Source organism: Olsenella uli (genome assembly GCF_016899935.1).
Lineage (GTDB): Bacteria > Actinomycetota > Coriobacteriia > Coriobacteriales > Atopobiaceae > Thermophilibacter > Thermophilibacter uli_B.
Genome location: NZ_JACJJK010000006.1, coordinates 33621 through 56535, shown reverse-complemented (window position 1 = coordinate 56535; position 22915 = coordinate 33621). Strand labels below are relative to the sequence as shown.

General features: G+C 68.1%; 23 protein-coding genes. 18 read left to right on the top strand and 5 right to left on the bottom strand.

Going from position 1 to position 22915, the window contains the following annotated elements:
- The first annotated feature begins 56 nt into the window (after positions 1-56).
- The gene (locus tag H6A07_RS06745) at positions 57-1034 is read left to right on the top strand and encodes a type I phosphomannose isomerase catalytic subunit (protein ID WP_204814173.1); all 978 of its coding nucleotides are present in this window, start codon (positions 57-59) and stop codon (positions 1032-1034) included.
- A 92-nt stretch (positions 1035-1126) separates the two neighbouring features.
- On the opposite strand, the gene mscL is transcribed toward H6A07_RS06745, so the two are convergent.
- The 3 genes from mscL to H6A07_RS06730 form a co-directional block, all read right to left on the bottom strand.
- Complete coding sequence (mscL, locus tag H6A07_RS06740) at positions 1127-1606, bottom strand: large conductance mechanosensitive channel protein MscL (RefSeq protein ID WP_204814172.1); 480 nt, start codon at positions 1604-1606, stop codon at positions 1127-1129.
- Between the two features lie 69 nt (positions 1607-1675).
- A complete protein-coding gene (dtd, locus tag H6A07_RS06735) occupies positions 1676-2149 on the bottom strand; it encodes a D-aminoacyl-tRNA deacylase (RefSeq protein WP_204814171.1) in 474 nt (157 codons plus the stop codon).
- A gap of 107 nt (positions 2150-2256) precedes the next feature.
- A complete protein-coding gene (locus tag H6A07_RS06730) occupies positions 2257-3786 on the bottom strand; it encodes a carboxypeptidase M32 (protein ID WP_204814170.1) in 1530 nt (509 codons plus the stop codon).
- Positions 3787-4163: 377 nt separating this feature from the next.
- Between H6A07_RS06730 and H6A07_RS06725 the strand changes: the two genes are divergently transcribed.
- The 4 genes from H6A07_RS06725 (at position 4164) to H6A07_RS06710 (ending at position 8776) form a co-directional block, all read left to right on the top strand.
- Positions 4164-5105 carry an ROK family protein gene (locus tag H6A07_RS06725; protein ID WP_204814169.1) on the top strand — a complete coding sequence of 314 codons (942 nt, stop codon included), beginning with the start codon at positions 4164-4166 and terminating at the stop codon, positions 5103-5105.
- 230 nt (positions 5106-5335) lie between these two features.
- Entirely contained in the window at positions 5336-6835 is a 1500-nt protein-coding gene (locus H6A07_RS06720; protein WP_204814168.1) for a PTS fructose transporter subunit IIC, read from the top strand.
- 91 nt (positions 6836-6926) lie between these two features.
- A complete protein-coding gene (locus H6A07_RS06715; protein ID WP_204814167.1) occupies positions 6927-7844 on the top strand; it encodes a hexose kinase in 918 nt (305 codons plus the stop codon).
- A gap of 122 nt (positions 7845-7966) precedes the next feature.
- Entirely contained in the window at positions 7967-8776 is an 810-nt protein-coding gene (locus tag H6A07_RS06710) for a DeoR/GlpR family DNA-binding transcription regulator (protein ID WP_204814166.1), read from the top strand.
- A gap of 77 nt (positions 8777-8853) precedes the next feature.
- On the opposite strand, the gene H6A07_RS06705 is transcribed toward H6A07_RS06710, so the two are convergent.
- A complete protein-coding gene (locus tag H6A07_RS06705) occupies positions 8854-9705 on the bottom strand; it encodes a class II fructose-bisphosphate aldolase (protein WP_204814165.1) in 852 nt (283 codons plus the stop codon).
- Between the two features lie 387 nt (positions 9706-10092).
- Here H6A07_RS06705 and H6A07_RS06700 point away from each other — a divergent pair, with 387 nt between their 5' ends.
- The 6 genes from H6A07_RS06700 (at position 10093) to H6A07_RS06675 (ending at position 15382) form a co-directional block, all read left to right on the top strand.
- Positions 10093-10863 (top strand): DeoR/GlpR family DNA-binding transcription regulator, encoded by a 771-nt coding sequence (locus tag H6A07_RS06700; protein WP_204814164.1) that lies wholly within the window; start codon positions 10093-10095, stop codon positions 10861-10863.
- A 130-nt stretch (positions 10864-10993) separates the two neighbouring features.
- Positions 10994-11809 (top strand): HAD-IIB family hydrolase, encoded by an 816-nt coding sequence (locus tag H6A07_RS06695; RefSeq protein WP_204814163.1) that lies wholly within the window; start codon positions 10994-10996, stop codon positions 11807-11809.
- Complete coding sequence (locus H6A07_RS06690) at positions 11799-12509, top strand: response regulator transcription factor (protein ID WP_239471137.1); 711 nt, start codon at positions 11799-11801, stop codon at positions 12507-12509. The genes H6A07_RS06695 and H6A07_RS06690 overlap by 11 nt, the downstream gene beginning before the upstream one ends.
- A gap of 262 nt (positions 12510-12771) precedes the next feature.
- The gene (locus H6A07_RS06685) at positions 12772-13752 is read left to right on the top strand and encodes an ABC transporter ATP-binding protein (protein WP_204814161.1); all 981 of its coding nucleotides are present in this window, start codon (positions 12772-12774) and stop codon (positions 13750-13752) included.
- 5 nt (positions 13753-13757) lie between these two features.
- The gene (locus H6A07_RS06680; RefSeq protein WP_204814160.1) at positions 13758-14519 is read left to right on the top strand and encodes a hypothetical protein; all 762 of its coding nucleotides are present in this window, start codon (positions 13758-13760) and stop codon (positions 14517-14519) included.
- Positions 14519-15382: a sensor histidine kinase gene (locus H6A07_RS06675; protein ID WP_204814159.1), complete on the top strand. Its 864-nt coding sequence runs from the start codon at positions 14519-14521 to the stop codon at positions 15380-15382. Before H6A07_RS06680 ends, H6A07_RS06675 begins: the two co-directional genes overlap by 1 nt.
- Positions 15383-15389: 7 nt before the next feature.
- Here the strand turns inward: H6A07_RS06675 and H6A07_RS06670 are convergent, their stop codons facing one another.
- Positions 15390-16325, bottom strand: coding sequence for a 1-phosphofructokinase family hexose kinase (locus tag H6A07_RS06670; RefSeq protein WP_204814158.1), 936 nt, complete (start codon positions 16323-16325; stop codon positions 15390-15392).
- Positions 16326-16730: 405 nt separating this feature from the next.
- On the opposite strand from H6A07_RS06670, the gene H6A07_RS06665 reads away from it, so the two are divergent.
- The 7 genes from H6A07_RS06665 to H6A07_RS06635 all read left to right on the top strand — a co-directional run bounded on the left by H6A07_RS06665 (position 16731) and on the right by H6A07_RS06635 (position 22880).
- Positions 16731-18536 (top strand): beta-galactosidase, encoded by a 1806-nt coding sequence (locus H6A07_RS06665; RefSeq protein ID WP_204814157.1) that lies wholly within the window; start codon positions 16731-16733, stop codon positions 18534-18536.
- Position 18537: 1 nt separating this feature from the next.
- Positions 18538-19002 (top strand): PTS sugar transporter subunit IIB, encoded by a 465-nt coding sequence (locus tag H6A07_RS06660; protein ID WP_204814156.1) that lies wholly within the window; start codon positions 18538-18540, stop codon positions 19000-19002.
- 106 nt (positions 19003-19108) lie between these two features.
- The gene (locus tag H6A07_RS06655) at positions 19109-20008 is read left to right on the top strand and encodes a PTS mannose/fructose/sorbose/N-acetylgalactosamine transporter subunit IIC (RefSeq protein WP_204814155.1); all 900 of its coding nucleotides are present in this window, start codon (positions 19109-19111) and stop codon (positions 20006-20008) included.
- Positions 19989-20819 carry a PTS system mannose/fructose/sorbose family transporter subunit IID gene (locus H6A07_RS06650; protein WP_204814154.1) on the top strand — a complete coding sequence of 277 codons (831 nt, stop codon included), beginning with the start codon at positions 19989-19991 and terminating at the stop codon, positions 20817-20819. The genes H6A07_RS06655 and H6A07_RS06650 overlap by 20 nt, the downstream gene beginning before the upstream one ends.
- A 153-nt stretch (positions 20820-20972) precedes the next feature.
- Positions 20973-21590, top strand: a complete 618-nt coding sequence (locus H6A07_RS06645) for a hypothetical protein (protein ID WP_204814153.1) — start codon at positions 20973-20975, stop codon at positions 21588-21590.
- Positions 21591-21683: 93 nt separating this feature from the next.
- A complete protein-coding gene (locus tag H6A07_RS06640; RefSeq protein WP_204814152.1) occupies positions 21684-22118 on the top strand; it encodes a PTS sugar transporter subunit IIA in 435 nt (144 codons plus the stop codon).
- A 33-nt stretch (positions 22119-22151) separates the two neighbouring features.
- Positions 22152-22880: a GntR family transcriptional regulator gene (locus tag H6A07_RS06635; RefSeq protein ID WP_204814151.1), complete on the top strand. Its 729-nt coding sequence runs from the start codon at positions 22152-22154 to the stop codon at positions 22878-22880.
- Positions 22881-22915: the final 35 nt, after the last annotated feature.

Below are 22915 nucleotides of genomic sequence, written 5' to 3'. Positions count from 1 at the left end.
ATGGGGGCGGGGCGCTGCGGCGCCTCGCCCCTGTTGGTGCCGAGTCCGGAGGAACCATGGCAGACAGCACACTCGATCTCATCTTCTCCGAGCCCATCTTCCACGAGAAGATCTGGGGCGGCCGCAAGCTCGCCGACGACTTTGGCTACCAGATCCCGGACGGCCCGATCGGCGAGTGCTGGGCCATCAGCGCCCATCCCAACGGCGACTGCGTGGTGGCCGAGGGCGCGTGGGCCGGCAAGCACCTCTCCGAGCTGTGGGACGAGCACCGCGAGCTCTTCGGCGGCCTCGAGGGCGACCGCTTCCCGCTGCTGGTGAAGATCATCGACGCCAAGGACAACCTCTCCGTGCAGGTGCACCCCGACGACGCCTATGCCGCCGAGCACGAGAACGGCAGCCTCGGCAAGCGCGAGTGCTGGTACGTGCTGGGCGCCGACCCGGACACCAAGATCGTGATCGGCCAGCGCGCGCACGACCGCGCCGAGCTCGCGACCATGATCGAGGAGGGCCGCTGGGACGACATGCTGAACGAGGTTCCCTGCCGTGTGGGCGACTTCTTCCCCATCGAGCCGGGCACCGTCCACGCCATCCAGGGCGGCACGCTGATCCTGGAGACCCAGCAGTCCTCCGACGTCACCTACCGCGTCTATGACTACGACCGCGTGGGCGACGACGGCAAGCCGCGCCCGCTGCACATCGAGCAGAGCCTGGACGTGGTGGACTACGCGGCCGAGGCGCCGACGTCCGGCGAGGTTACGGCGCCCGAGGTGGACGGCGTGACCGAGCTCATGGCGTGCCCCAACTTCGTGGTGGACCGCGTGCGCGTGGCGGGCGAGAAGAGCGTGGGGGAGGAGTGGCCCTTCCTGTGCGTGAGCGTGATCGAGGGCGCGGGCACCGTGCGCGCAGCTGCGGCCGACGTTGAGCACAAGATCGCGCGCGGCACGCACTTCCTGGCGCCGTCCGGCTGCGGCGAGCTGCTCTTCTCGGGCGAGATGACGCTCGTGACGTCGCGCGTGCCGACGGAGGACGCATAGCGGGTCGTCCCGCGTCTACATGAGCCACAAAATAGGCGCCGCCGGGCGAGAAACCCGACGGCGCCGTGTTGCGTACGGTAGGACCCGCGCGGCTACGCGGCCTTGATCTCCGCGCCGCAGTGCGGGCAGCGCGTGGCGCCCTCCTTGACCTCCTCGAGGCAGTAGGGGCAGTGCGGGGCGGCGGCCTCCTCGGCAGCCTCCTCATCCGCTTCCTTCTTGGCCAGGGCGTCCATGCGCTCGCGCATGGTGTTGAGACCCTTGACCAGGCAGAAGACCACGAAGGCGATGATCAGGAAGTTGATCACGGCGGAGATGAAGGCGCCGAGGTCGATGAACTGGTCGGTGCCGGGGACGGCCCAGCGCAGGCCGTTGATGACCTCCTCGGCGCCGTCGGAGGCGCCACCAGTGATGGTGCTCGTGGAGGTGGTCACGAGCGTGATCAGCGGGTTGATGAGGTTGCTCACGAGCGAGTTGACGATGGCGGTGAACGCGCCGCCGACGATGATACCAACGGCCATGTCCATCACGTTGCCGCGGGCGATGAACTCCTTGAACTCATCGACGATCTTCATGCGAGAGCCTTTCTGACGCAGATGCACAACCGCATAAGATTAGCAACTCACGAGCCGTGTGGCGCCATCTCAACCCTGGGATGAGGCCCAGCCGAGCTCGTCGGTGTCAAGAAGGACGGTGAAGGGCCCGTCGTTCACCAGGCTCACGCGCATGTCCGCGCCAAAGACGCCGCGCCCCACGCGCTCGGGGCCGAGGTCCTTCTCGGCCAGCTCGCAGAAGCGCTCGTAGAGCCGCTCGGCGAGCGCGGGCTCGGCGGCCCCGGTGAACGACGGCCGGTTGCCCCGGCGCGCGTCGGCGTAGAGCGTGAACTGGCTCACCACCAGGAGCGACCCGCCCGTGTCCGTGAGCGAGCGGTTGGTCTTGCCCGCGTCGTCCGCGCAGATGCGTAGGCTCGCCACCTTGCGCCAGAGCCGTTCGGTCAGCGCCTCGTCGTCCCCCGGCGCCACGCCCAGGAGCACCAGGTAGCCCGCCCCGCAGCTCCCCACGACGGCCCCGTCGACCTCAACCTGCGCCCGCTCCACGCGCTGTATCAGCGCCCGCATCCCAACCTCCCCCGTCTGTTAATTGGGGACAGTCCCCAATTAACAGAAGTTCTTGATATCAAAAAAGTCTGCAAATTGGGGACTGTCCCCAATTAACAGGTCCCAATTTACAGGCGGTAGATCGCGGAGAACTTCTCGGTGAGGTAGTCGGTGTAGTAGACCGGCGAGAAGGGCTCGCCGCACGCCGCCTCGATGAGCTCGCCGGAGTCCTTGGAACGTCCCCAGCGCCAGATCTTCTCGCCCAGCCACGCGCGCACCGGGGCCAGATCGCCCGCCGCGCAGGCGCCGTCAAAGTCCACGCCGTCGGCCACCATGGCCACCTTGAGCTGCGCGCCGTAGGCCGAGCCCAGCGCGTAGGTGGGGAAGTAGCCAAAGTCGCCTCCCGACCAGTGGGTGTCCTGCAGCGCGCCGCGCGCGTGGTCGGGCACCTCAACGCCGAGGTACGCACGGTACTTCTCGGCCCAGAGGCGCGGGACGTCGGCCGCGTGCGTCTCGCCGGAGAAGAGCGCGCGCTCGATCTCGTAGCGCACGAGGATGTGCAGGGGATAGGTGAGCTCGTCGGCCTCGGTGCGGATGAGCCCGGGCTCGGCGCAGTTCTCGGCCAGGTAGAGCTGGCGCGGCGTCACGCGGGCAAAGCGCCCGGGGAAGTGGCGCGCGAGGGTTTCCAGCAGCACGGGCGTAAAGGCCTCCGAGCGCCCCACCAGGTTCTCGAAGAAGCGCGACTGCGCCTCGTGCATGCCCATCGACGTGCCGCCCTTGAGCGAGGTGAGGCGGTAGGCGGGGTCTACGCCCTGCTCATAGAGGGCGTGGCCGCCCTCGTGCAGCATGGAGAAGACGTTGGAGAGTACGTCGTCCTCGTGGGCGTGGCTCGCGATGAGGACAAAGCCCGTGGAGGGGCCGCCCGTGAACGGGTGCTCGGTGCGACCCAGCCAGAGGGCGCCCTCGTCCACGCCCTCCAGGGCCACGAGGTCGCGCGCCAGCTCCCACTGGCGGCCCTCGTCAAAGCGGCCGCGCACGCAGGCGCGCGAGGGCTTGGAGCGGCTGGCCATGCAGTCGGCCAGAAGCGGCACCACGCAGTCCTTCACCTGCGAGAAGAACCGGTCGTAGAAGGCGGCGTCGCAGCCGGGCTCGTACTCGTCGAGCCAGACGTCGTAGGGGTCGCGCGCGGCGTCGCGGGCGGCGGCCATGCGCAGGCGCGCCTCCACGATGCGGTCCAGGTAGGGCGCGAAGGCCTCCCAGTCGTTCGCGGCCTTGGCGCGCCGCCAGACGTCCTCGGCCTCGCAGGTGAGGCGGCTGAAGGCGGCCTGCTCGTCGGCGGGGATGCGCACGAGGGCGTTGCGGTCGCGCGTGAGCACGCGGACCTGGGCGCGCTGGGTCTCGCTCAGCAGCTCGGGGGTGGCGGCGAGCCGCGCGAGCACGTCGCCCACGTCCGGGTCGCAGAGCGCCTCCACGCGGGCGCGCTCCAGCTCGGCCAGGGCCTCCCCGCGCTCGGCCGTGGCCTTGGGCGGGTCGATCACCGGCCCCAGCGAGCCGATCTCGTCAAGGGCGTAGCGCAGCGAGAAGAGCGTGCGCTCGAGCGCGTCGAGCGCGGCGATGTCGGCCCTCGGGTTGGAGAGCGCGGCGTTGACCTCGGCCATGGTTCCCCCTTCGGTTGGGTGCTCGTCCCAGTGTAGTCCGGCCGCGCGCCGCCCGAGACGGGTATGCGCAATCCCGCGGGTTATGCGCAATCCTCAAGGTTGTGCGCACGGGACCGTTTTGTATGTCCGCAGCTAGAAGGCCCGGCGAGAAGAACCATGGCCCGTGACGCTGCGCATAACCTACGGGAGTGCGCATAACCTGCGCCGCGCGCCCGCCCGCCCGGCCCGCGCCCGCCGTCCTTCTCGCCCGCTTGCGACCGGCTGCGAAGCCGCCGCCGCCCTTCGCGCCAAAGTGCTCGCCGCCCGCCGCCCCGCCTCGTATCATCAAGGGTCAGGACAGAGACGACGGCGCGGCGCGCCCGACGAAGGAGGCTCCCATGGACAGGGTTCTTGGCATCGACGTTGGCGGCACGAGCATCAAGGTCGGCCTCTTCACGCCGGAGGGCGAGCTGCTCGAGGAGCGCAAGATCCCCACGCCGGCGCTCGTGGACGAGGACGCATACGCGGTCGTGACCTCGGGCATAACGCGCGTTCTCGCCGCGCACGACAGCGCGCCGGCCGACGTCATCGCCTGCGGCCTGGACATCCCCGGGCCCGTCGCCGACGACGGCACGGTGGGCTTCCTCCCCAACATCCAGCTCGACCCGGAGGGCCTCGTCGGTGCCATGACCGCGACCTTCCCTCGCGCGACCACGGCCTTTGTCAACGACGCCAACGCGGCCGCGCTCGGCGAGGTGTGGGGCGGCGCGGCGCGCGGCGTCCAGAGCTTCGTGCTGATCGCCCTCGGAACGGGCGTGGGCGGCGGCGTGGTCACGGGCGGCCGGCTGGTCGCGGGCGCCTTTGGCGCGGGCGGCGAGATCGGCCACATCACCGTCGAGCGCGACGAGCCGCTCACCTGCGGCTGCGGGCGCCACGGCTGCCTGGAGCAGTACGCCTCCGCCAAGGGCGTGGTGCGCCTCTACCTGGAGGAGTGCGAGCGGCGCGGCGTGACGCCGGTGCACGTGGAACACGCCACGGACACCCTCTCCGTCTTCAAGGCCCTCGCGAACGGCGACGAGTGCGCCGGCATCGCGGTGGACAAGATGTGCGACTACCTGGCGCTCGCCATGTCGCAGATCTCTTGCGTGATGGACCCGGAGCTCTACCTCATCGGCGGCGGCGTGGCGGGGGCGTTTGCGACCTTCGCGCCGCGCCTGCGCGAGCGCTTCCAGGCCATCGCGCTGCCCACCTGCAAGAACGTGCGCATCGAGGCCGCCGGCCTCGGCAACCAGGCCGCCATGTACGGCTGCGCCTACGAGGCCCTCCGTCTCTGCGGCTAGAAAACTTGCCTAAAAGGGGTCAGACCCCTTTTAGGCATCTTTCGTTTTGCACTGGTATGGGAGAAGGGAAACCTCGGGCGGCGGCGAACGCCCGGCAAGTGGTATCGTTCACAGGCCCAGAGCGCTTTCTTTCGTTTTCTTTCGCTTTTCTCCGTTCCGTTGCGGCATAATGGCCATATGTGGCGTTCGCGTGAAGAACACGTGTCAACGAGAAGGAGAAAGGAGCGAGAATGGCAGAGAAGTACGATCTTCTGGCCGTGACGGGCTGCCCGACGGGCATCGCCCACACCTACATGGCCAAGGAGGCCCTCGAGAAGGCCGCCGCTGCCAAGGGCCTCACCATCAAGGTTGAGACCCAGGGTCAGGTCGGCGCGGAGAACGAGGTGACGCCCGCCGAGATCAAGGCGTGCAAGGCCGTCATCATCGCCGCCGACAAGGATGTCCAGCCGGAGCGCTTTGAGGGCAAGCCCCTCATCAGCGTCGGCGTGACCGCCGCCATCAAGGACCCGGAGGGCCTGATTGACAAGGCGCTCGCCGCCAAGGCCGAGGGCGAGCTCGCCGCCGAGGTCGCCAACGCCTCCGCCGAGGAGGTCGTCGAGAAGGAGTCCGTCGGCCACCAGATTTACCGCCACCTGATGAACGGCGTCAGCCACATGCTGGTCTTCGTCGTCGCTGGCGGCGTCCTCACCGCGCTGTCGTTCCTCTGGGGCATCACGTCCTACGACTCCACGGCCTCCGACTACAACTCCTTCGCCGCGATGCTCAAGATCATCGGCGGCATCGCCATGAACCTCATGGTGCCCGTCCTCGCGGCCTACATCGCCGAGTCCATCGGCAAGCGCCCGGCGCTGGTCCCCGGCTTCGTCGCCGGCATGATCTCCATCCAGGGCCTGCCCGTCAACGCCGAGACCGGCCTCATCGACGCCGGCGGCACCGGCATCGGCTTCGGCTTCCTCGGCGGCATCGTCGGCGGCTTCCTCGCCGGCTACGTGATCGTCCTTCTCGAGAAGGCGTTCAAGGGCCTGCCGCAGAGCCTCAACGGCCTCAAGGCCATGTTCCTCTACCCGCTCTGCTCCACCTTCATCGTGGGCCTCGTCATGCTCGGCATCTCCGGCCCCATGGCCGCCATCAACCAGGGCATGATGGACTTCCTGCAGGGCCTCTACAACGCCGGCCCGGTGCCCCTGGGCCTGGCCATCGGCTGCATGTGCGCGTTTGACATGGGTGGCCCCGTCAACAAGGCTGCCTACACCACCGGCACCCTGCTGCTCACCACCGCCATCGAGGCTGGCGTGGGCACCGAGGCCTACAACTTCGGCACCAACTTCATGGCCGCCGTCTCCGCCGCGTGCATCGTGCCGCCGCTGATCACCACCTTCGCGGTCATCGTGGGCAAGAAGTACTTCTCGCAGGAGGACCACGACGCCGGCATCGTCAACTTCATCCTGGGCTGCACTCACATCACCGAGGGCGCCATCCCCTTCATGACCAAGAACATCTGGCCCGTCATGCCGATCATGATGCTCGGCTCCTCCATCGCGGCCATCCTGACGATCTTCCTGGGCGTCCACGACCCCGCGCCGCACGGCGGCTTCCTCGTGCTGCCCGTCGTCGACGGCGGCCTGCAGTGGGTGATCGCGATCCTCATCGGCGCGGTCATCGGCGGCATCCTGTTCGTGCTCTTCAAGAAGCACGACTACGACAAGAACGGCGGCAAGGTCGTCGAGTAGTTCAGGTTCCGCGCACGTTCTGGGGGCCCGGCCCGACGCCGGGCCCCCTTTTGGCTTCGAGAAGCGCCGAGAAGGACCGAGAGGAGCAGCCGTGATCTACACGCTCACCACCAACCCCGCCGTCGACATGAACGTCAACGCGGGCACGCTCACCACCAAGAAGGTCAACCGCACGACCGACGCCGTGTACACCCCCAACGGCAAGGGGCTGAACGTCTCCTTCACGCTGGGGCACTACGGGGTGGACTCGGTGATCCTGGGCTTCTTCGGCGGCTTCTCCGGCGATTACATCGTGACCGAGGCCGCCAAGCGCTGCCCGGTGCGGCCGGTCCGGATCGACGGCATCACGCGCGTCAACGTCTTTGTGACCACGCCGGAGGGGGAGTACAAGTTCCCCAACGCCGGCGCGCCCGTGAGCCGCGAGAAGCAGCTCGAGATGCTGGAGCTGCTGCGCGGCCTGGACGACCTGGAATGCCTCGTGGTCTCCGGCAGCCTCTCGCCCGAGATGGACGCCTCCTACTACGACGAGCTCATCGACGTGTGCCAGGAGAAGGGCGCGGAGTTCGTGCTCGACATCTCGCACCCGCACCTGGCCGAGCTCGTGGAGCGCCACCCGCTGCTGATCAAGCCCAACGACGAGGAGGTCGCGGAGATCTTCGGCGTGGACGTGGCCGACGAGGGCGACATCCTGGCGGCGCTGGCGCACCTCCACGAGCGCGGGGCGAAGAACGTGCTGCTCACGCTGGGCGGCGAGGGCGCGTACTTCTCAAACGGCGAGCACGTGTGGCGGGCGAGCGCGGCCAAGGTGAAGGTGCTCTCCACGGCCTGCGCCGGCGACGCCACGCTGGCGAGCTTTCTCTCCGCGTGGCTGGGCACGCGCGACGCGGTGGAGCCCGCACTGGTGCGCGCGATGGCCACGGGCGGCAACGTCGCCATGTGCGCGGGCCTCGGCGACTTCGCGCTGGTGGACCAGATCGCGCGCGAGATCGAGGTGACGCGCCTCTCGTAGCGCTCCTGCCGGTGCCGCCTGTGCCGCCGGCCGACGTTTTCTTTCGTTTGCAAGAAAAGAAGGAAATCGAAAGACCTCCCATCCCCTCGGCGAGCTACGCTTCTGGGAAGGGAGGTCTTCTCATGCCGAACGTTGGTCACGGGCGCATGCTCGCCGTCGAGCGGCGCCAGCGCATACTGGACATGCTCGGGAACCGCTCGTCGGTGCTCATCGCCGACATCTGCCGCGAGTGCGGGGTGTCCGCCGTCACGGCGCGCGCGGACCTGGACTACCTGGAGGGGGAGGGGCGACTCAAGCGCACGCACGGCGGCGCGGTGCCCGTCTCCGAGTACGTGATCCCGCGCGTCTCGGAGCGCGTGCGCAAGAACGCCCGGGCCAAGCAGGCGATCGCCCGGCGCGCGGCCGAGCGCGTGAGCGACGGCGAGATGATCCTCGTAGGCAGCGGCTCCACGACGCTGGAGTTCGTCAAGGCGCTGCACGGCAAGCGCGACGTCACCGTCGTGACCAACTCGTGTCACATCATCGAGTACGCGGAGCAGCACCTCCCGGACATGACGATCATGTCCACAGGCGGGGTGCTCGCGCGCAAGTATCGCCACTACTATGGGCCGCTCGTGGCGGCGAGCCTCACGGACGTCTATCTTGACCAGGTGTTTCTCGGCGCGGACGGCTTTGAGCCGAGCTTTGGCTTCCTGGCCGAGTACGAGCAGACGGCCTACGCCAAGGTCGAGTTCCTCCGGCACGCGCGCACCAAGGTCGTGCTGATGGACTCGAGCAAGGTCGGGGCCGGCCGGTCGTTCCTGCGCTTTGCCAAGCCGGAGGACGTGGACGTCGTGATCATGGAGCGCGACCCGGACGGGATGGTCGTCGCCGCCTGCAATCGGGGCGAGCGCGAGGTCGAGGTCGTCCAGGCGCTCGACGGCGACGCATAGAAATAGGCGACGCGCCCGAGGACGCGCCGCCCCATCTGGCGAGAAGAGCGTTCTTCTCGCCGCCCCTTGCCTGAGGCCTACGCGCGACCCACGGAACCGAGGTTGGTCATGCGGACCTTGACCAGCTTGGTGATCTCCTCCATGCCCGGCTTGGCCGGCTTCTTGGGATCGAAGGCGCCGGGGTTCTCGGCCATGTAGCCCATGAAGCCGCGCATGTAGGCCTGACGCAGCTCGGTGGCGTAGTTGACCTTGCAAATGCCGTTCTTGACGGCCTCGGCGACCTGCTCGTCGGGCACGCCGGAGGTGCCGTGGAGCACGAGCGGCACGTCGACGGCGGCGCGGATGGCCTTCACGACCTCCTGCTCGATGTGCGGGGTCTCGGTGTAGACGCCGTGCGCGGTGCCCACGCCGATGGCGAGCGAGGTGCAGCCGGTGCGCTCGACGAACTCGCGGGCCTCGTCCGGGTCGGTGTAGGGGTTCTCGCCCTCGACGGCCGGGCCGTCGTCCTCCTTGCCGCCGACCTTGCCGAGCTCGGCCTCAACGGGCACGCCCATCGCGCGGCCGGCGTCGGCAACGGACTTGGTGAGGGCGATGTTGTCCTCGAAGGACTCGTGGGAGCCGTCGATCATGACGGAGGTGTAGCCGGTGCGCAGGGCCTGCATGCAGCGGTCATAGCCGTCGCCGTGGTCGAGGTGGAGGGCCACCGGCACCGTGGCGCGCGCGGCCGCAGCCTTGACCATGCCGTAGAAGTAGTCCAGGCCGGCGAACTTCACGGTGCCGGGCGTGGTCTGCATGATGACCGGGGACTTGGTCTCCTCGGCGGCCGCGAGCACAGCCATGACGAACTCGAGGCTCTCGATGTTGAAGGCGCCGACCGCGTAGTGGTTAGCCTGGGCGTCGAGCAGCATCTCCTTGGTGGTGACGAGCATCTGAGGCTCCCTTCCGTACGAACCCGAATGACGCCCTCATTGTACGTGCTGGCGCAGGTGGTCGGCGCCGTCGCCCGCCGTGGGCGGCGGTGCGCGAGCCGCGGAAGGGAAAGCAAACGAAGGGCGCCCCGGGGGAGCGACGGCGCGTTTCGCAAAGGTTGGGTACTTTTTTGCCCGCCCTCCGAGTATCTGGCTGCCGCGCGTCTGAGAAATCGCTGGTTGGAGGCTTGCGGTGCCAAGGGGATACTTCGGGGGACCCCGAAAAAGTACCCAACCTTTGTGAGGTCCTCGCTGCTTGCCAAAAGAAAAGCAAAAGAAATGTGTTAGATTGCCTATAGGGAAAGCAAAGGAAACACATTTCGCACACAACTGCCGAGAGGGGGCGCCATGCCCGACATGTCCTCGGAGGAGCGCCGCGCCGCGATCCTCTCCATGCTCGACCGCGCCACGTCCGTGCAGGTGGCGCAGCTCGCCGAGGCCTTCGGCGTCAGCCGCGTGACCGCCCGCGCCGACCTCGACGCCCTCGCGCGCGACGGCAAGCTGCGCCGCACCCACGGCGGCGCGGTCTCGCTCTCCAAGACGCTCACCGTCTCCGTGCAGGAGCGCCGCATCAACGTTAACGTGGAGGCCAAGCGTGCGATCGCCCGGCTCGCGGCGCCGCTCGTGGCCGACGGCGACTCCGTGCTCGTGGACTCCGGCACCACCGCGCTCGAGTTCGTGCGCGCCATCTCCGGCCGCTCGGGCGTCACCGTCGTCACCGACGACCTCACGATCACCGACTACGTGGACCGCTCCGCCCCCTCGCTTGACGTCATCATGCTCGGTGGCAGCCTCCGCAAGAGCCACCGCTACACGGCCGGCCCGCTCGCGCTGCGCACCCTCGAGGTGATCCACCCGGACAAGGCCTTCGTCTCGCCGACCTCCTACGTGCCCGGGCGAGGCCTCATGACCAACAACCAGGACATGGCCGAGCTCAAGCGCGCGTTTCTCGCCTGCGCCGAGCGGACCTACGTGCTGCTTGACTCCTCCAAGGTGGGTGCGCCGGGCCTGCTCTGGTTTGGCACGCTCGCCGACGTGGAGGCCCTCATCACGGACGCCGACCCCGGCGAGGCCGTCCGCGCCGACGGCGAAGAGCTGGGCTGCCGCATCATATACTAGGCGTGGCGCGCGCCCGACGCCTCCGCTTCCGACGCGTGTAAACTCAGGTGGACGAAACGGACGTTTTTCTCGCCAAATCGAGCCGAAAACGTCTGTTTGCTCCACTTGAGTCAAGAGGGGAGAAACAACCATGACGGCACGGCTCATCCTCACGGACATAGACGGCACCGTTCTTCCGCGCGGCGAGAAGACCGTCTCGCCGCGGACGGTCGCGGCCATCCGCGCGGCGCAGGACGCGGGGCTCGTCGTGGGCCCGGCGAGCGGGCGCGGCTACGCGTGGATCCCGGCCTTCTTCGGCGGCGACGCCACCTGCTGCGCAACGGCGCTCGCGACCAACGGCATGCAGGTCTACGTGGGCGGCGAGAAGGTCATGGAGCAGACGCTCGCCCCGGATGCGCTGGAGCGCCTGCGTCAGATCACGGCCGAGACCCCCGGTGCCGGCCTCGTGTGCTTTGACGATATGGTGCCGCTCGTGGCGTCGGGCACGCGCGAGGACCTCACCCGTGCCTTCCCGACCTACGGCGAGCGGTGCGTCGAGCTGGGCCGCCTCCCGGACTTTGCGGTGGTGAAGGCCAACGTCTTCTACGGCGGGGACGCGGCTGGCATGGCCGAGCTCGTCGCGCGCCTGAACGCCGAGGTCGACGCGCTCGACGTGGACCGCGCCATGCCCACCTACTCCAACATCATGCCGCGCGGCTGGAACAAGGGCGCCGCCGTGAGATGGCTCGCCGAGCGCCTGGGCGTGGGGCTGGACGAGGTCGTGGTCTTTGGCGACGCGGACAACGACCTGCCCATGTTCACCGCCGTCCCGAACTCGGTCGCCGTGGCAGGCGCCTCGCCCGAGGCGGCCGCTGTGGCGCGCTGGCACATCGGCGCCTGCGAGGACGATGCCGTGGCTGCGGCGATCGAGGCCCTCGCGCGCGGGGAGTGGCCGTTTGAGAACTAGGGCTTACAGTCCCCGCGTCCTCGTGGTGGAGGACGATGCCGCGCTCTCCGAGGTGGTCTGCACCTTCCTCGACGACGAGGGCTACGCCTGCGTGCCGGCGTTCTCCGGCACCGAGGCGCTGCTGCTCGCGGAGCGCGCGGCCGAGAAGAACCAGCGCCTCGACCTCGTGATCTTGGACCTCATGCTGCCGGGCGTCCCGGGCGAGGAGCTCGTCGGGCGCCTGCGCGCGGCCGGCGTGGACGCGCCCGTGATCGTGACTTCGGCCAAGTCCGCCGTGACGGACCGCGTGGGGCTCCTGCGCCTGGGCGCGAGCGACTACCTCGTCAAGCCCTTCGACCTCGAGGAGCTGCTCGCGCGCGTGGAGGTGCAGCTTCGTGGCTGTGAGCGGGAGGCGTCTGCTCCGGGGCCGCTCCGCTTTGGCCGCTGGAAGCTCGACCCCGCCGCGCGCACGTTTGCCGTGGACGGCGCGGAGCTGCGCCTCACGCGCACGGAGTTCGACATCCTGGCTGCCCTGATGCGCGAGCCGAGCCGCGTCTTCACCAAGCAGGCCCTCTTCGAGCTGGTTCGCAGCGAGGAGGCGCTCACCGAGGAGCGCACCATCGCCACGCACGTGAGCAACCTGCGCGCCAAGCTGCGCGCCTCCGGCACCGACGCCTACATCCAGACCGTCTGGGGCATCGGCTTCAAGCTGCGAGAATAGGTCGTCTACACGTTTTCGTCACTACGACAATCACATATTGGGTATACGGTAGCCGACGGCACAGCCCGCTGTGGTAGGCAGGGCCGCGCCCGTTAGAGATGGGGATGGGCCGCTAGCTCGCTAGGCTAGCGGCCCTTCTCATCCCGGTTGCGGAACTCGCTCAAGATAGTCCGCGCTCGACGGTTCTTGTCAAAGTCTTGTAGATATCTGAAGCGTTTGTGCGCGCCTTCCGGGTAGGCTGAGGGCAAGGGAAGGGGGCGCCATGAACGCCAACGCCATCGAGACGAGCGACCTCTCCAAGTCCTTCTTGCGCGGGAGGGTCCGCGCCGTGCGTGACGTGAGCCTCGCCGTGCCCGCCGGGTCCGTCTTTGGCCTCGTGGGCAAGAACGGCGCGGGCAAGTCCACGCTGCTCAAGCTCATCGCCGGCCTCATGCTGCCGGACGCGGGCACCGTGAGCGTGCTCGGACGTCGCCTCGCGCCCGGCCGGTCGCACCCGCGCGCGAGCGCGCTCGCGGAGGCGCCCGCAGTCTACGGCCGGCTCGACGCCTTTGAGAACCTCATGAACCGCGCGCTGCTCCTCGGCCTGCCCGACCCGCACAGGGCGTGCCGAGAAGCGCTCGCCGCCGTGGGCCTCCCCGCGCACGCGGCCGGCGACGGGCGCCCCCGCGCCCTCTGGCCGCGCGGCTCCTACGTGGACGACCTCTCCCTCGGCCAGCGTCAGCGCCTCGGCGTGGCCCTCGCGCTCGTCGGGAGCCCGGAGGTGCTGCTGTTGGACGAGCCGCTCTCCGGCATCGACCCCACGGGTGTTTCCGACCTGCGCGACCTGCTCGTCCGCATCAACCGCGAGCGCGGCGTTACTGTGGTGCTGAGTTCGCACGTCCTCTCCGACCTCGAGCGCATGTGCACGCACTACGGCGTCATGAGCGACGGCGAGCTCGCGCGGACCCTCACGGCCGAGGAGCTCGCCGACGCCTGCGCCACCTACCTCAACCTGCGCACGGACGCTCCGGAGCGTGCGGTGGCCGTGCTCGCCGAGGAGCTGCCGGGCCTCACGGTGCGCGTGCTGCCGGACGGCGCGCTGCGCGTGAGCGCCCCGGACGGCGGCGTGCCGGACCGGACGGTGCTGGCGCGGACCCTTCTCGCGGCGGGCATCGCGGTGACGGAGCTTGCCGTGAGCGAGCCGGACGTGGGGGCGGAGCTCGTGCGCCTGATGGAAGAGCCTTCTGCCGAGAAGGACCGGTGATCGCCATGAGCAACCTCAGAAACCAGCTGCGCGCCGCGCTCTACCTGGCCTCTCGTGACGCCTACGTGAAGGGGGCCCTGGTGCTCCCCATGCTGTACGCGGGATGGTTCGCGTGGGTCATGCTCATGTCGGGCGGGTACTCCCGCGCCGACTTCCAGACCGTGTACCTGGGCGTCGTGAGTTCCGGGGCGGTCCTTGGCACGTGCTTCGCCACCCTGGGCCTCTCCTCGCACGACCTCGCCGCGCGCGGCCTGCGCGCGAGCGTGACCGCCGAGGGCGGGCGAGCGGGCTACGTGACCTCGCGCGTCCTTCTCGCGGGCATCCTGGCCGTGCTGCTCGCGGTCTGGTCGTCCCTGGTCGGCTTCGTCTGCCTGCCGCTCCCGGGGGTGACGGTCGCACGGGGGACCGAGCCGGCCGCGCTCGCCCTGGCGGTCGTGGTGCACGCGCTCGTGGGCTGGACGTTTGCGGTCATCGCCCTCGCCCTGGTGAAAAAGCCGCACGGGATGGGGGCCGTCCTCGTGGCGTCCTACCTCGTCACGAGCGGGGTCCTCGGGTACGTGCTCGAGATTCTTCTGGCACTGGGCTTCGTGCTGCTCGGGCTTGACGTGACCTCCCAGGGCATTCAGCTCCTGCTGAGCCCGTTCAAGCTGGTGCTCCTCCTGCGCGAGCCCCCGCTGGGCCTTGTCCACGCGCTGCTCCTGCCGGTCGCGTACCTCGTGCTCGCGGCGCTGCTCCTCGGCCGCCGCGTCAGGCGCGAGAGCCTGTGATGGGCACGCCCGCACCTGGCCGCCGCGCACGCGACCGCGACCTTGCGCGGCTCGCGGAGCTGCTCGACCGGGCGGCGGAGGCGCCGGCGGCGCGCGCCCGCCTGGAGTCCGCCGATCCGGCCGTCTCCGCGCTCGCCCGCGCGATCGACCGCCACCTTGACGCGGACCTCGCGCGCGAGGCGGTCCGACGCGCGACCGACGGGCGCTTCCGCGAGCAGCTCGCCGCGCTCAGCCACGACATCCGCACGCCGCTCGCCGGCGCCCAGGGCTACCTGCAGCTCGCCGAGCGCGCCGCTGACCCGGCGGACGCCGCCCGCTACCTCGCTCGCGCCGCCGAGCGGCTGGCCGCCATGCGCGTCCTCGTGGACGATCTCTTCACGTACGCCCGCGCCGCCGACCCGTCCTGGCAGCCGGAGCTCGTGCCCTACGATCTTGCCGCCGTCGTGACGGATGCGCTCGCGGCCCGGTATGGAGACTTCGCCGCGCGCGGCTGGGAACCGGACGTGAGCGTCGGCGGGGCCGCGCCCGTGCTCGCTGCGCCCGACGCACTTGCCCGCGTGGTCGCCAACCTGCTCGAGAACGCGCTCGCGCACGGCAGCGGCGCGCCGACCGTCCGCGTGGCGGGCGCGGCTCTCACGGTCGATAACCCCGTGGCCCCGGACCTCGCGGCGCGCCTGGACCCGGAGCGGCTCACCGAGCGCTTCTACCAGGGCGACCCCGCGCGCAGAACCGGCGGGACCGGCCTCGGCCTCGCCGTCGCCCGCTCCCTCGCGGAGGCGATGGGCGGCGCGCTCGACGTGGGCGTCACCACCGGCGAGCGCCCGACCTTCTCGGCGCGCCTTGTTCTTGAGGGCGTGTCGTGATTCCGGGTTACGCCACGCGCTCGACGCTGGTCTGGGAGCGGAGCTCGTCGGCGACGGCCATGTCGAAGTGGCCGGTGCTCGCCGAGAGGCAGTTGGCGCTCGCGCAGCTCATCGCGTAGGCGAGCTGCTCCTCCACGCTCATGCCGCGCGCGATCGCCACAGCGAAGGCGCCGACCATCGTGTCACCGGAGCCCACGGGGTTCACCACGTCGATCCTGGGCGCGTGCCCGCGGAAGACGCCCTCGTCGCAGGCCATGACGGAGCCGTCGCCGCCGAGCGAGACCACGACCTTCTCGATGCCGCACTTCTCGTGCACCTCGCGCGCGGCGGCTACGATCTCGTCGATGGACTCCGGCTTGCGGCCCAGGATGGCCTGAATCTCGTCGGTGTTGGGCTTGATCATCGTGGGGCGCGCCTCCAGGCTGTTCACGAGCAGCGTCCCCGAGGTGTCCAGGATCGCGGGCTTGCCCGCCGCGCGCACCACGCCCACGAGCTCGCGGTAAATCTCCGCGCCGGTACCGGCCGGCACACTGCCGTTGAAGGTCACCACGTCCGCAGCCTCGGCGATCTCGGCGATCTTGGCGCGGACGGCGGCCACCTCCTCGCTGCCCACGGGGCGGCCCGGCTCCAGGAACTCGGTCGAGCGGCCGTCGGGCTCGAGCACGTTCACGCAGCAGCGCGTCTCGGCCTTGACGTGCACGAAGTCGTGCTCGATGCCGTCGGCGTCGAGCAGCTCGCACAGGAGCCGGCCGTTGTTGCCGCCCACAAAGCCCGTCGCCACGACGCGCTCCCCGCAGGTCGCGACCGCCCGCGCCGCGTTGAGCCCCTTGCCGCCGGCGACGTCGATGCAGGTCTCTACGCGCATGACGGTCCCGTCGACGAGCGGGCAGGCCAGCTGGTAGGCCTTGTCGATGGAGGCGTTGAGCGTGACGGTGGAGATCATGGGGACTCCTTAGGGTAGGCGATGCCCGGCGTCGCGGGCGCTGAGTGCATCTTATAGCCATTCAGGTTCGGGCGGGGACCGGGTCCGCGCGGGGTCCTGCCGGCGGACGCGCCCCGGCGCCGCCTGCGGCCGGATGGGAACGATACCAGTGGTCTAACTGTTAGGGTTGTTACTACCAGTTAAAGGGCCCGTAAGCTGGTGTTTATTTGATTTCGAGCTCGTAAACAGGGCCTTTCAACTGCGATAAGAGCGTGTTGCCGTTCAGCGGCAAAAAGTTACCGTTTACCTGAGTCTCCACAAATTGCCAACATTTTCGAAGAAATCGTGTATAGTTGCTCACCATGCGAACCATGTGCCGACGACCGCACGCCGGCAAGCGACCAGCGCCCACAGGAGAGGGGAAACGTGCACACCTTCGAGATTCGCGACCAGTTCATGCTCGATGGCAAGGCGTTCAGGATTCTCTCCGGCTCGATTCACTACTTCCGCGTGCATCCCGACGACTGGCACCACTCGCTCTACAACCTCAAGGCGATGGGCTTCAACACCGTCGAGACGTACGTCCCGTGGAACCTCCACGAGCCGCGCCCCGGCGAGTTCGACTTCACGGGCGGCCTCGACCTCGCGCGCTTCCTCGACGAGGCGGCCGAGCTCGGCCTCTGGATCATCGTCCGCCCGAGCCCGTTCATCTGCGCGGAGTGGGAGTGGGGCGGCTTCCCGGCGTGGCTGCTCGCCGACCGCTCCATGCGCCCGCGCTCGCGCGACCCGCGCTTCCTCGAGCGCGTGGCCTCCTACTATGACGCCCTGATGCCCATCCTTACCGAGCGCCAGGTCACGCGCGGCGGCAACGTCATCATGATGCAGGTTGAGAACGAGTACGGCTCCTACGGCGAGGACAAGCAGTACCTGCGCGCCATCCGCGACCTCATGCTGGACCGCGGCGTGGACGTGCCCCTCTGCACCTCCGACGGCCCGTGGCGCGGCTGCCTGCGCGCCGGTACCCTCATCGACGACGACGTCTTTGTCACCGGCAACTTTGGCTCGCGCGCCGGGGAGAACTTCGCCAACCTCAAGGCCTTCCACGAGGAGCACGGCAAGGACTGGCCCCTCATGTGCATGGAGTTCTGGGACGGCTGGTTCAACCGCTGGGGCGAGAACGTCATCCGCCGCGACGCCCAGGACCTCGCCGACTGCGTGCGCGAGCTGCTGGAGCTCGGCGGCTCCATCAACCTCTACATGTTCCACGGCGGCACCAACTTTGGCTTCATGAACGGTTGCTCCGCCCGTCACACGCACGACCTGCACCAGGTCACCTCCTACGACTACGACGCCGTGCTCGACGAGGAGGGCAACCCCACGCAGAAGTGGTACCTCCTGCGGGACGTGGTGCGCGACCTCTTCCCGGAGGTCCCCACGGCCGAGCCGCTGGTCAAGACCGCCGTGGACGTCCCGGCCGAGAAGATCGCCCTCACGGGCCGCGCCGGCCTCTTCGAGAACCTGGCCAACCTCGACGCCGGCCCGGTGACCTCGCTCTACCCGCAGACGATGGAGGACCTCGGCCAGTCCTACGGCTACGTCCTCTACCGCACGCAGGTCGAGCGCGACACCACGGAGCCGGAGCGTATCCGCGTGGTGGACGGCCGCGACCGCGCGCAGGTCTACGTCAACGGCGAGCACGTGGCCACGCAGTACCAGGAGCACATCGGCGAGGACATCCGCCACACGCTGGGCGAGAAGAACAACCAGCTGGACGTCCTCGTGGAGAACATGGGCCGCGTCAACTACGGCCACAAGTTCCTCGCGGACACGCAGCGCAAGGGCATCCGCACGGGCGTCTGCGTGGACCTGCACTTCGTCCTCAACTGGGAGCAGTACCGCCTTCCCCTCGAGGACGTCTCCGGAATCGACTACGCCGCCGGGTGGGCTGCGGGCACGCCGTCCTTCTCGCGCTTCGAGTTCACGCTCGACGAGCCGGCGGACACGTTCATAGACACTACGGGCTTTGGCAAGGGCGTCGCGTTCGTCAACGGGATCAACGTGGGCAGGTACTGGGAGATCGGCCCGATCTCCACGCTCTACGTCCCGCACGGCATGCTGCGCGCCGGCGCCAACGAGCTCGTTCTGTTTGAGACCGAGGGAACCGTGAGCGACACCATCTCCCTGCGCTCCACACCCCTCATTAGGCAACTGGAGAAAGAAGGAGTTGAGTAGCATGATCGTTGGAGCACGTGTTGACTTCCGTCTCATTCACGGCCAGGTCGGCAACCTCTGGGCCAACGCCCGTCAGGTGAGCCGCTTCATGGTCGTCGACGACCAGGTCGCCGAGGACGCCACCCAGAAGCAAGTCCTGCGCATGGCCACCCCGGCCACCTGCAAGCTCTCCGTCCTGCCCGTCGAGAAGGCCGCGGCCAACATCCTCGCCGGCAAGTACGACGCCCAGCGCCTGTTCATCGTCGTCAAGAAGCCCGAGGTCTACGTCAAGCTCGCCAAGGCCGGCGTGAAGTTCGACCAGATCATCCTCGGCAACATCACCTCGATGAACATCACCAAGACCTACAACCGCAACATCAACTGCGGCGACGACGACGTCGAGGCGCTCAAGGAGCTCGACGCCATGGGCGTTCCCATGGTCATCCAGCTCACCCCGCAGAACACCCCGGAGCCCTTCCAGCCGTAAGGCCGGGGCTCGCCAGATAGGCGCTACGCGGTGAGGGGAGATGCACCGCAGCACATAGCGTAAGTACGTACGAGAAGTTCGAGTCTGTTAGAAGGAGGAAAAGACCATGATTCAGTGGTGGCAGATTCTTCTGCTCACGCTCTACGCTGGCTTCCAGATTCATGATGAGCTGGAATGGTACTCCAGCGCCGGCTCCGCCGTGTTCTCCGGCTTCATCACGGGCCTCATCATGGGCGACATGGCAACTGGTCTCTTCATCGGTGGTAGCATGCAGCTCACCATCCTCGGCGTCGGCACCTTCGGCGGCGCCTCTCGTATCGACGCCAACTCCGGCACCCTGATCGCCACGGCCTTCGCCGTGAGCGCGGGCATGGACCCGGAGCAGGCCCTCGCCGCCCTCGGCGTGCCCGTGGCCGCCATCCTGGTCTACACCGACATCCTCGGTCGTATGGCCAACACCTTCTGGGGTCACGCCTGCGACGCGGATATCGAGAAGATGGACTGGAAGGCGTACAACATCCACTACTGGATGGGCGACGTCTCTTGGTGCCTGTCCCGCATGATCCCGGTCTTCCTCGCCCTCGCCTTCGGCCAGGGTCTGGTTGACGCCATCACCACCGCCCTCAACGGCGACCTCGCCTGGCTCGGCACCGGCCTCACCGTCGCCGGTGGCATGCTGCCCGCCGTGGGCTTCGCCATCCTGCTCCGCTACCTGCCGGTGAAGAAGCACATCGCGTACCTGTTCCTCGGCTTCGTGATCGCCGCCCTGCTCGGCACCGCCTTCACGAGCATCGTCACCGTTGCTGGCGACGTTGCGACCATCGGTGGCGTTGTCACGCTCCCCGAGGGTGTCACCCTCGCCGGCGGCTCCTTCAAGGGCCTGTCCATGCTGACGATCGCCCTCATCGGCTTCGCCCTTGCCTACATCTACTACCAGCAGCACCAGGCCGCTCCTGCTGCCGCCATCTCTGCTGGCGCGGAGGGAGATGACGACGATGAGCTCTAAGACCACTGGCTACAAGCTCACCAAGGCGGACTTCCAGCAGATCAACCGCCGCAACCTCGTTGGCTTCCAGGCTGGCTGGAACTACGAGCGCATGCAGCACTCCGGTTACCTCTGGATCATCCTGCCGCAGCTCCGTAAGATCTACGGGGACAACACCGAGGCGCTGAAGGAAGCCTGCCGCACCCAGTGCTCGCCGTTCTTCAACACCTCCAACTTCCTCAACACGATCATCACGGGCATCGACCTCGCGATCGAGGAGAACGAGGGTCTCGAGGGTCTCGAGACCGTCGCCTCCCTGAAGACCGGCCTCATGGGCCCGCTCGCCTCCATCGGCGACTCGATTTTCGGCTCGCTGCTCCCGACGATCTTCGGCGCCCTCGCGGCCAACATGGCCATGCAGGGCAACCCGCTCGGCATCTTCATCTGGATCGCCGTCAACATCGTGGTCGACTGGTTCCGCTGCAAGCAGACCTACATCGCCTATGAGCAGGGCATGAAGCTCGTCACCACCATGTCCGACAAGCTCAACGCCATCACGGACGCCGCCACGGTCATGGGCGTCTTCATGGTCGGCGCGCTGATCTCCACGAACGTGGGCATCGTGTTCACCGTCGAGCCGAACATCGGTGGCGTCACGATGAACATTCAGGACATCCTGAACCAGATCTGCCCCAAGCTGGTTCCCGCCGCGCTCGTCGGCTTCGTGTACTGGCTGCTCGGCCGCAAGGGCATGACCTCGACCAAGGCGATCTTCATCGTCCTCGTCATCGGCATCGTCCTCGGCGCCCTGAACATCGTCGCGAAGGGCTAGGGCTCGCGTTTTGTCCTGCGGCGCCCGGGATCCGGGCGCCGCAGGCATTGCTTGCTTCGTTCGAGCGGGCGCGCATCTCACGGCTCGGGACCAGGAGGTTCCCGCCCTATCTCCCGAGATGCGCGCCCGTTCTCTCTAGAAAGGCACGTTTCCGTGGAACCAGGCGTCGTCGCGTTTCTCGTCCTCATCGTCGCGTACTTCCTCGCCACCGAGGGCTTCCGCCGCTACTATGAGGCCAAGTTCGAGGGCTTCTTCAACACCGGTCACTACGACCAGGCGCTCGAGGCGCTCAACAAAATCCCGGCGCGCGTGGTGATGACCACCTACCGCCAGCACTACCTCCGATTCCTGTGCTACGAGGCGCTGGACAACGAGGAGATGGCCACGCGCATGATCGAGCTGCTCGTCCGGATGCGCAACTCCGCCAAGCGCCAGGCGCAGACGCTCGCGGTGGCCTTCAACTACTTCACCCAGATCGGGAAGAAGGACCGCGCCAAGGAGCTTCTCGCCCAGCTCAAGTCCGTCAAGGGCGTTGACCAGAACGTCGTGCAGGACTGCCAGCTCACCTATGACATCGTCTTCTCCAAGAGCCACGCCTACATCGACCAGATGGAGAAGATGCTCAAGAAGGCGCCCGCGCAGCTGCAGGGCAAGCTCTGCTTCCTGCTCTACAAGCAATATGAGAACAAGGGCGACAAGACGCACGCAAAGCTCTACCGCCGTCGGTTCGAGGAGCTGACAAAGACCGTCACCCCCGGCCAGGGGGCGTGACGGCGCGAGCGGGCGTTCTTGTCGCCAGGCCATAGACCGCATGTCATCAGGGGAACGTCGCGGGCGACCGCGAGGAAGCGAAAGGGGAACAACATGATTGGCTACATCCTGACCGGGCACGGCAACTTCTCGACCGGGCTCAAGAGCGCCGTGGACATGATCGCCGGTCCGCAGGAGGCCTTCGAGGCGGTGCCCTTCCTCGAGGAGGAGGCCGGCGCGTACGCCGACACCATCCGCGCGGCCATCACCGACATGCGTGCCGCGACCGACGGCGTCGTGGTCTTTGTCGACCTCGTCGGCGGCACCCCGTTCAACCAGGCCATGCTCGTCTCCAGCAGCGTGGACAACGTCAAGATCGTCGCCGGCACCAACCTGCCGATGCTCATCGACCTCATGATGGCCCGCACCGACGCCTCCACGACCGACGACCTCGTGAGCGAGGCCGTCGAGGTGGGCAAGGAGGGCGTCTGCACGATGGCGCTTCCCGCCGGCGGCTCCGACGACGAGGACGAGGACGACGAGATGTAGCACTGGCCCTCACGGGTCCCTGGGGAGTACGAGATGCAGTTCCGGGCACGCAAGCAACCGCTCTACGACCAGCTGGTCGACATCCTGACCGAGAGGATCGAGCAGGAGTACCAGCCGGGTGACCTGCTGCCCTCCGAGCGCGAGCTCTCCGAGCGCTACGGCCTCTCGCGCACCACGGTGCGCCTGGCCCTGCAGGAGCTGGAGAAGCTCGGGCTGGTCGTTCGCAAGCACGGGCGCGGCACCTTCGTCGCCGACCGCTCCGCGCAGATGACCGACCTCATGCAGTCCTACAGCTTCACCGACCAGATGCGCTCGATGGGACGGGTGCCCCACACCACGATCATCGAGTTCTCCGAGGTGGACGCCGAGAAGAACGTGGCGGGCCACATGGGCGTCAAGGTCGGCGAGCGCCTGTTCAAGCTCAAGCGGCTGCGCACGGCGGACGGTATCCCCATGATGGTCGAGCGCACCTATCTCCCCGTGCGCAAGTTCCTCACGCTCAAGCGGCCGCTGCTCGACAGCATGCCGCTCTACGAGATCGTCGAGAACGTCTACAACGAGAAGATCCGCGTGGCCGAGGAGGAGTTCTTCGCGAGCGTGGCGCGTTCGTCCGACGCGCACCTGCTCGGCATCGCCGAGGGCGCCCCGGTCCTGGAGCTCAGCCGGACCACCCTCAACACCGACAACGAGGTCATCGAGTACACCCTCTCGGTGGCCCGCGCGGACCAGTTCAAGTACAAGGTCATCCACCAGCGCCAGTAGGCGCTGTGAGCCCGGGCCCAGCTCCCGGAGAAAGG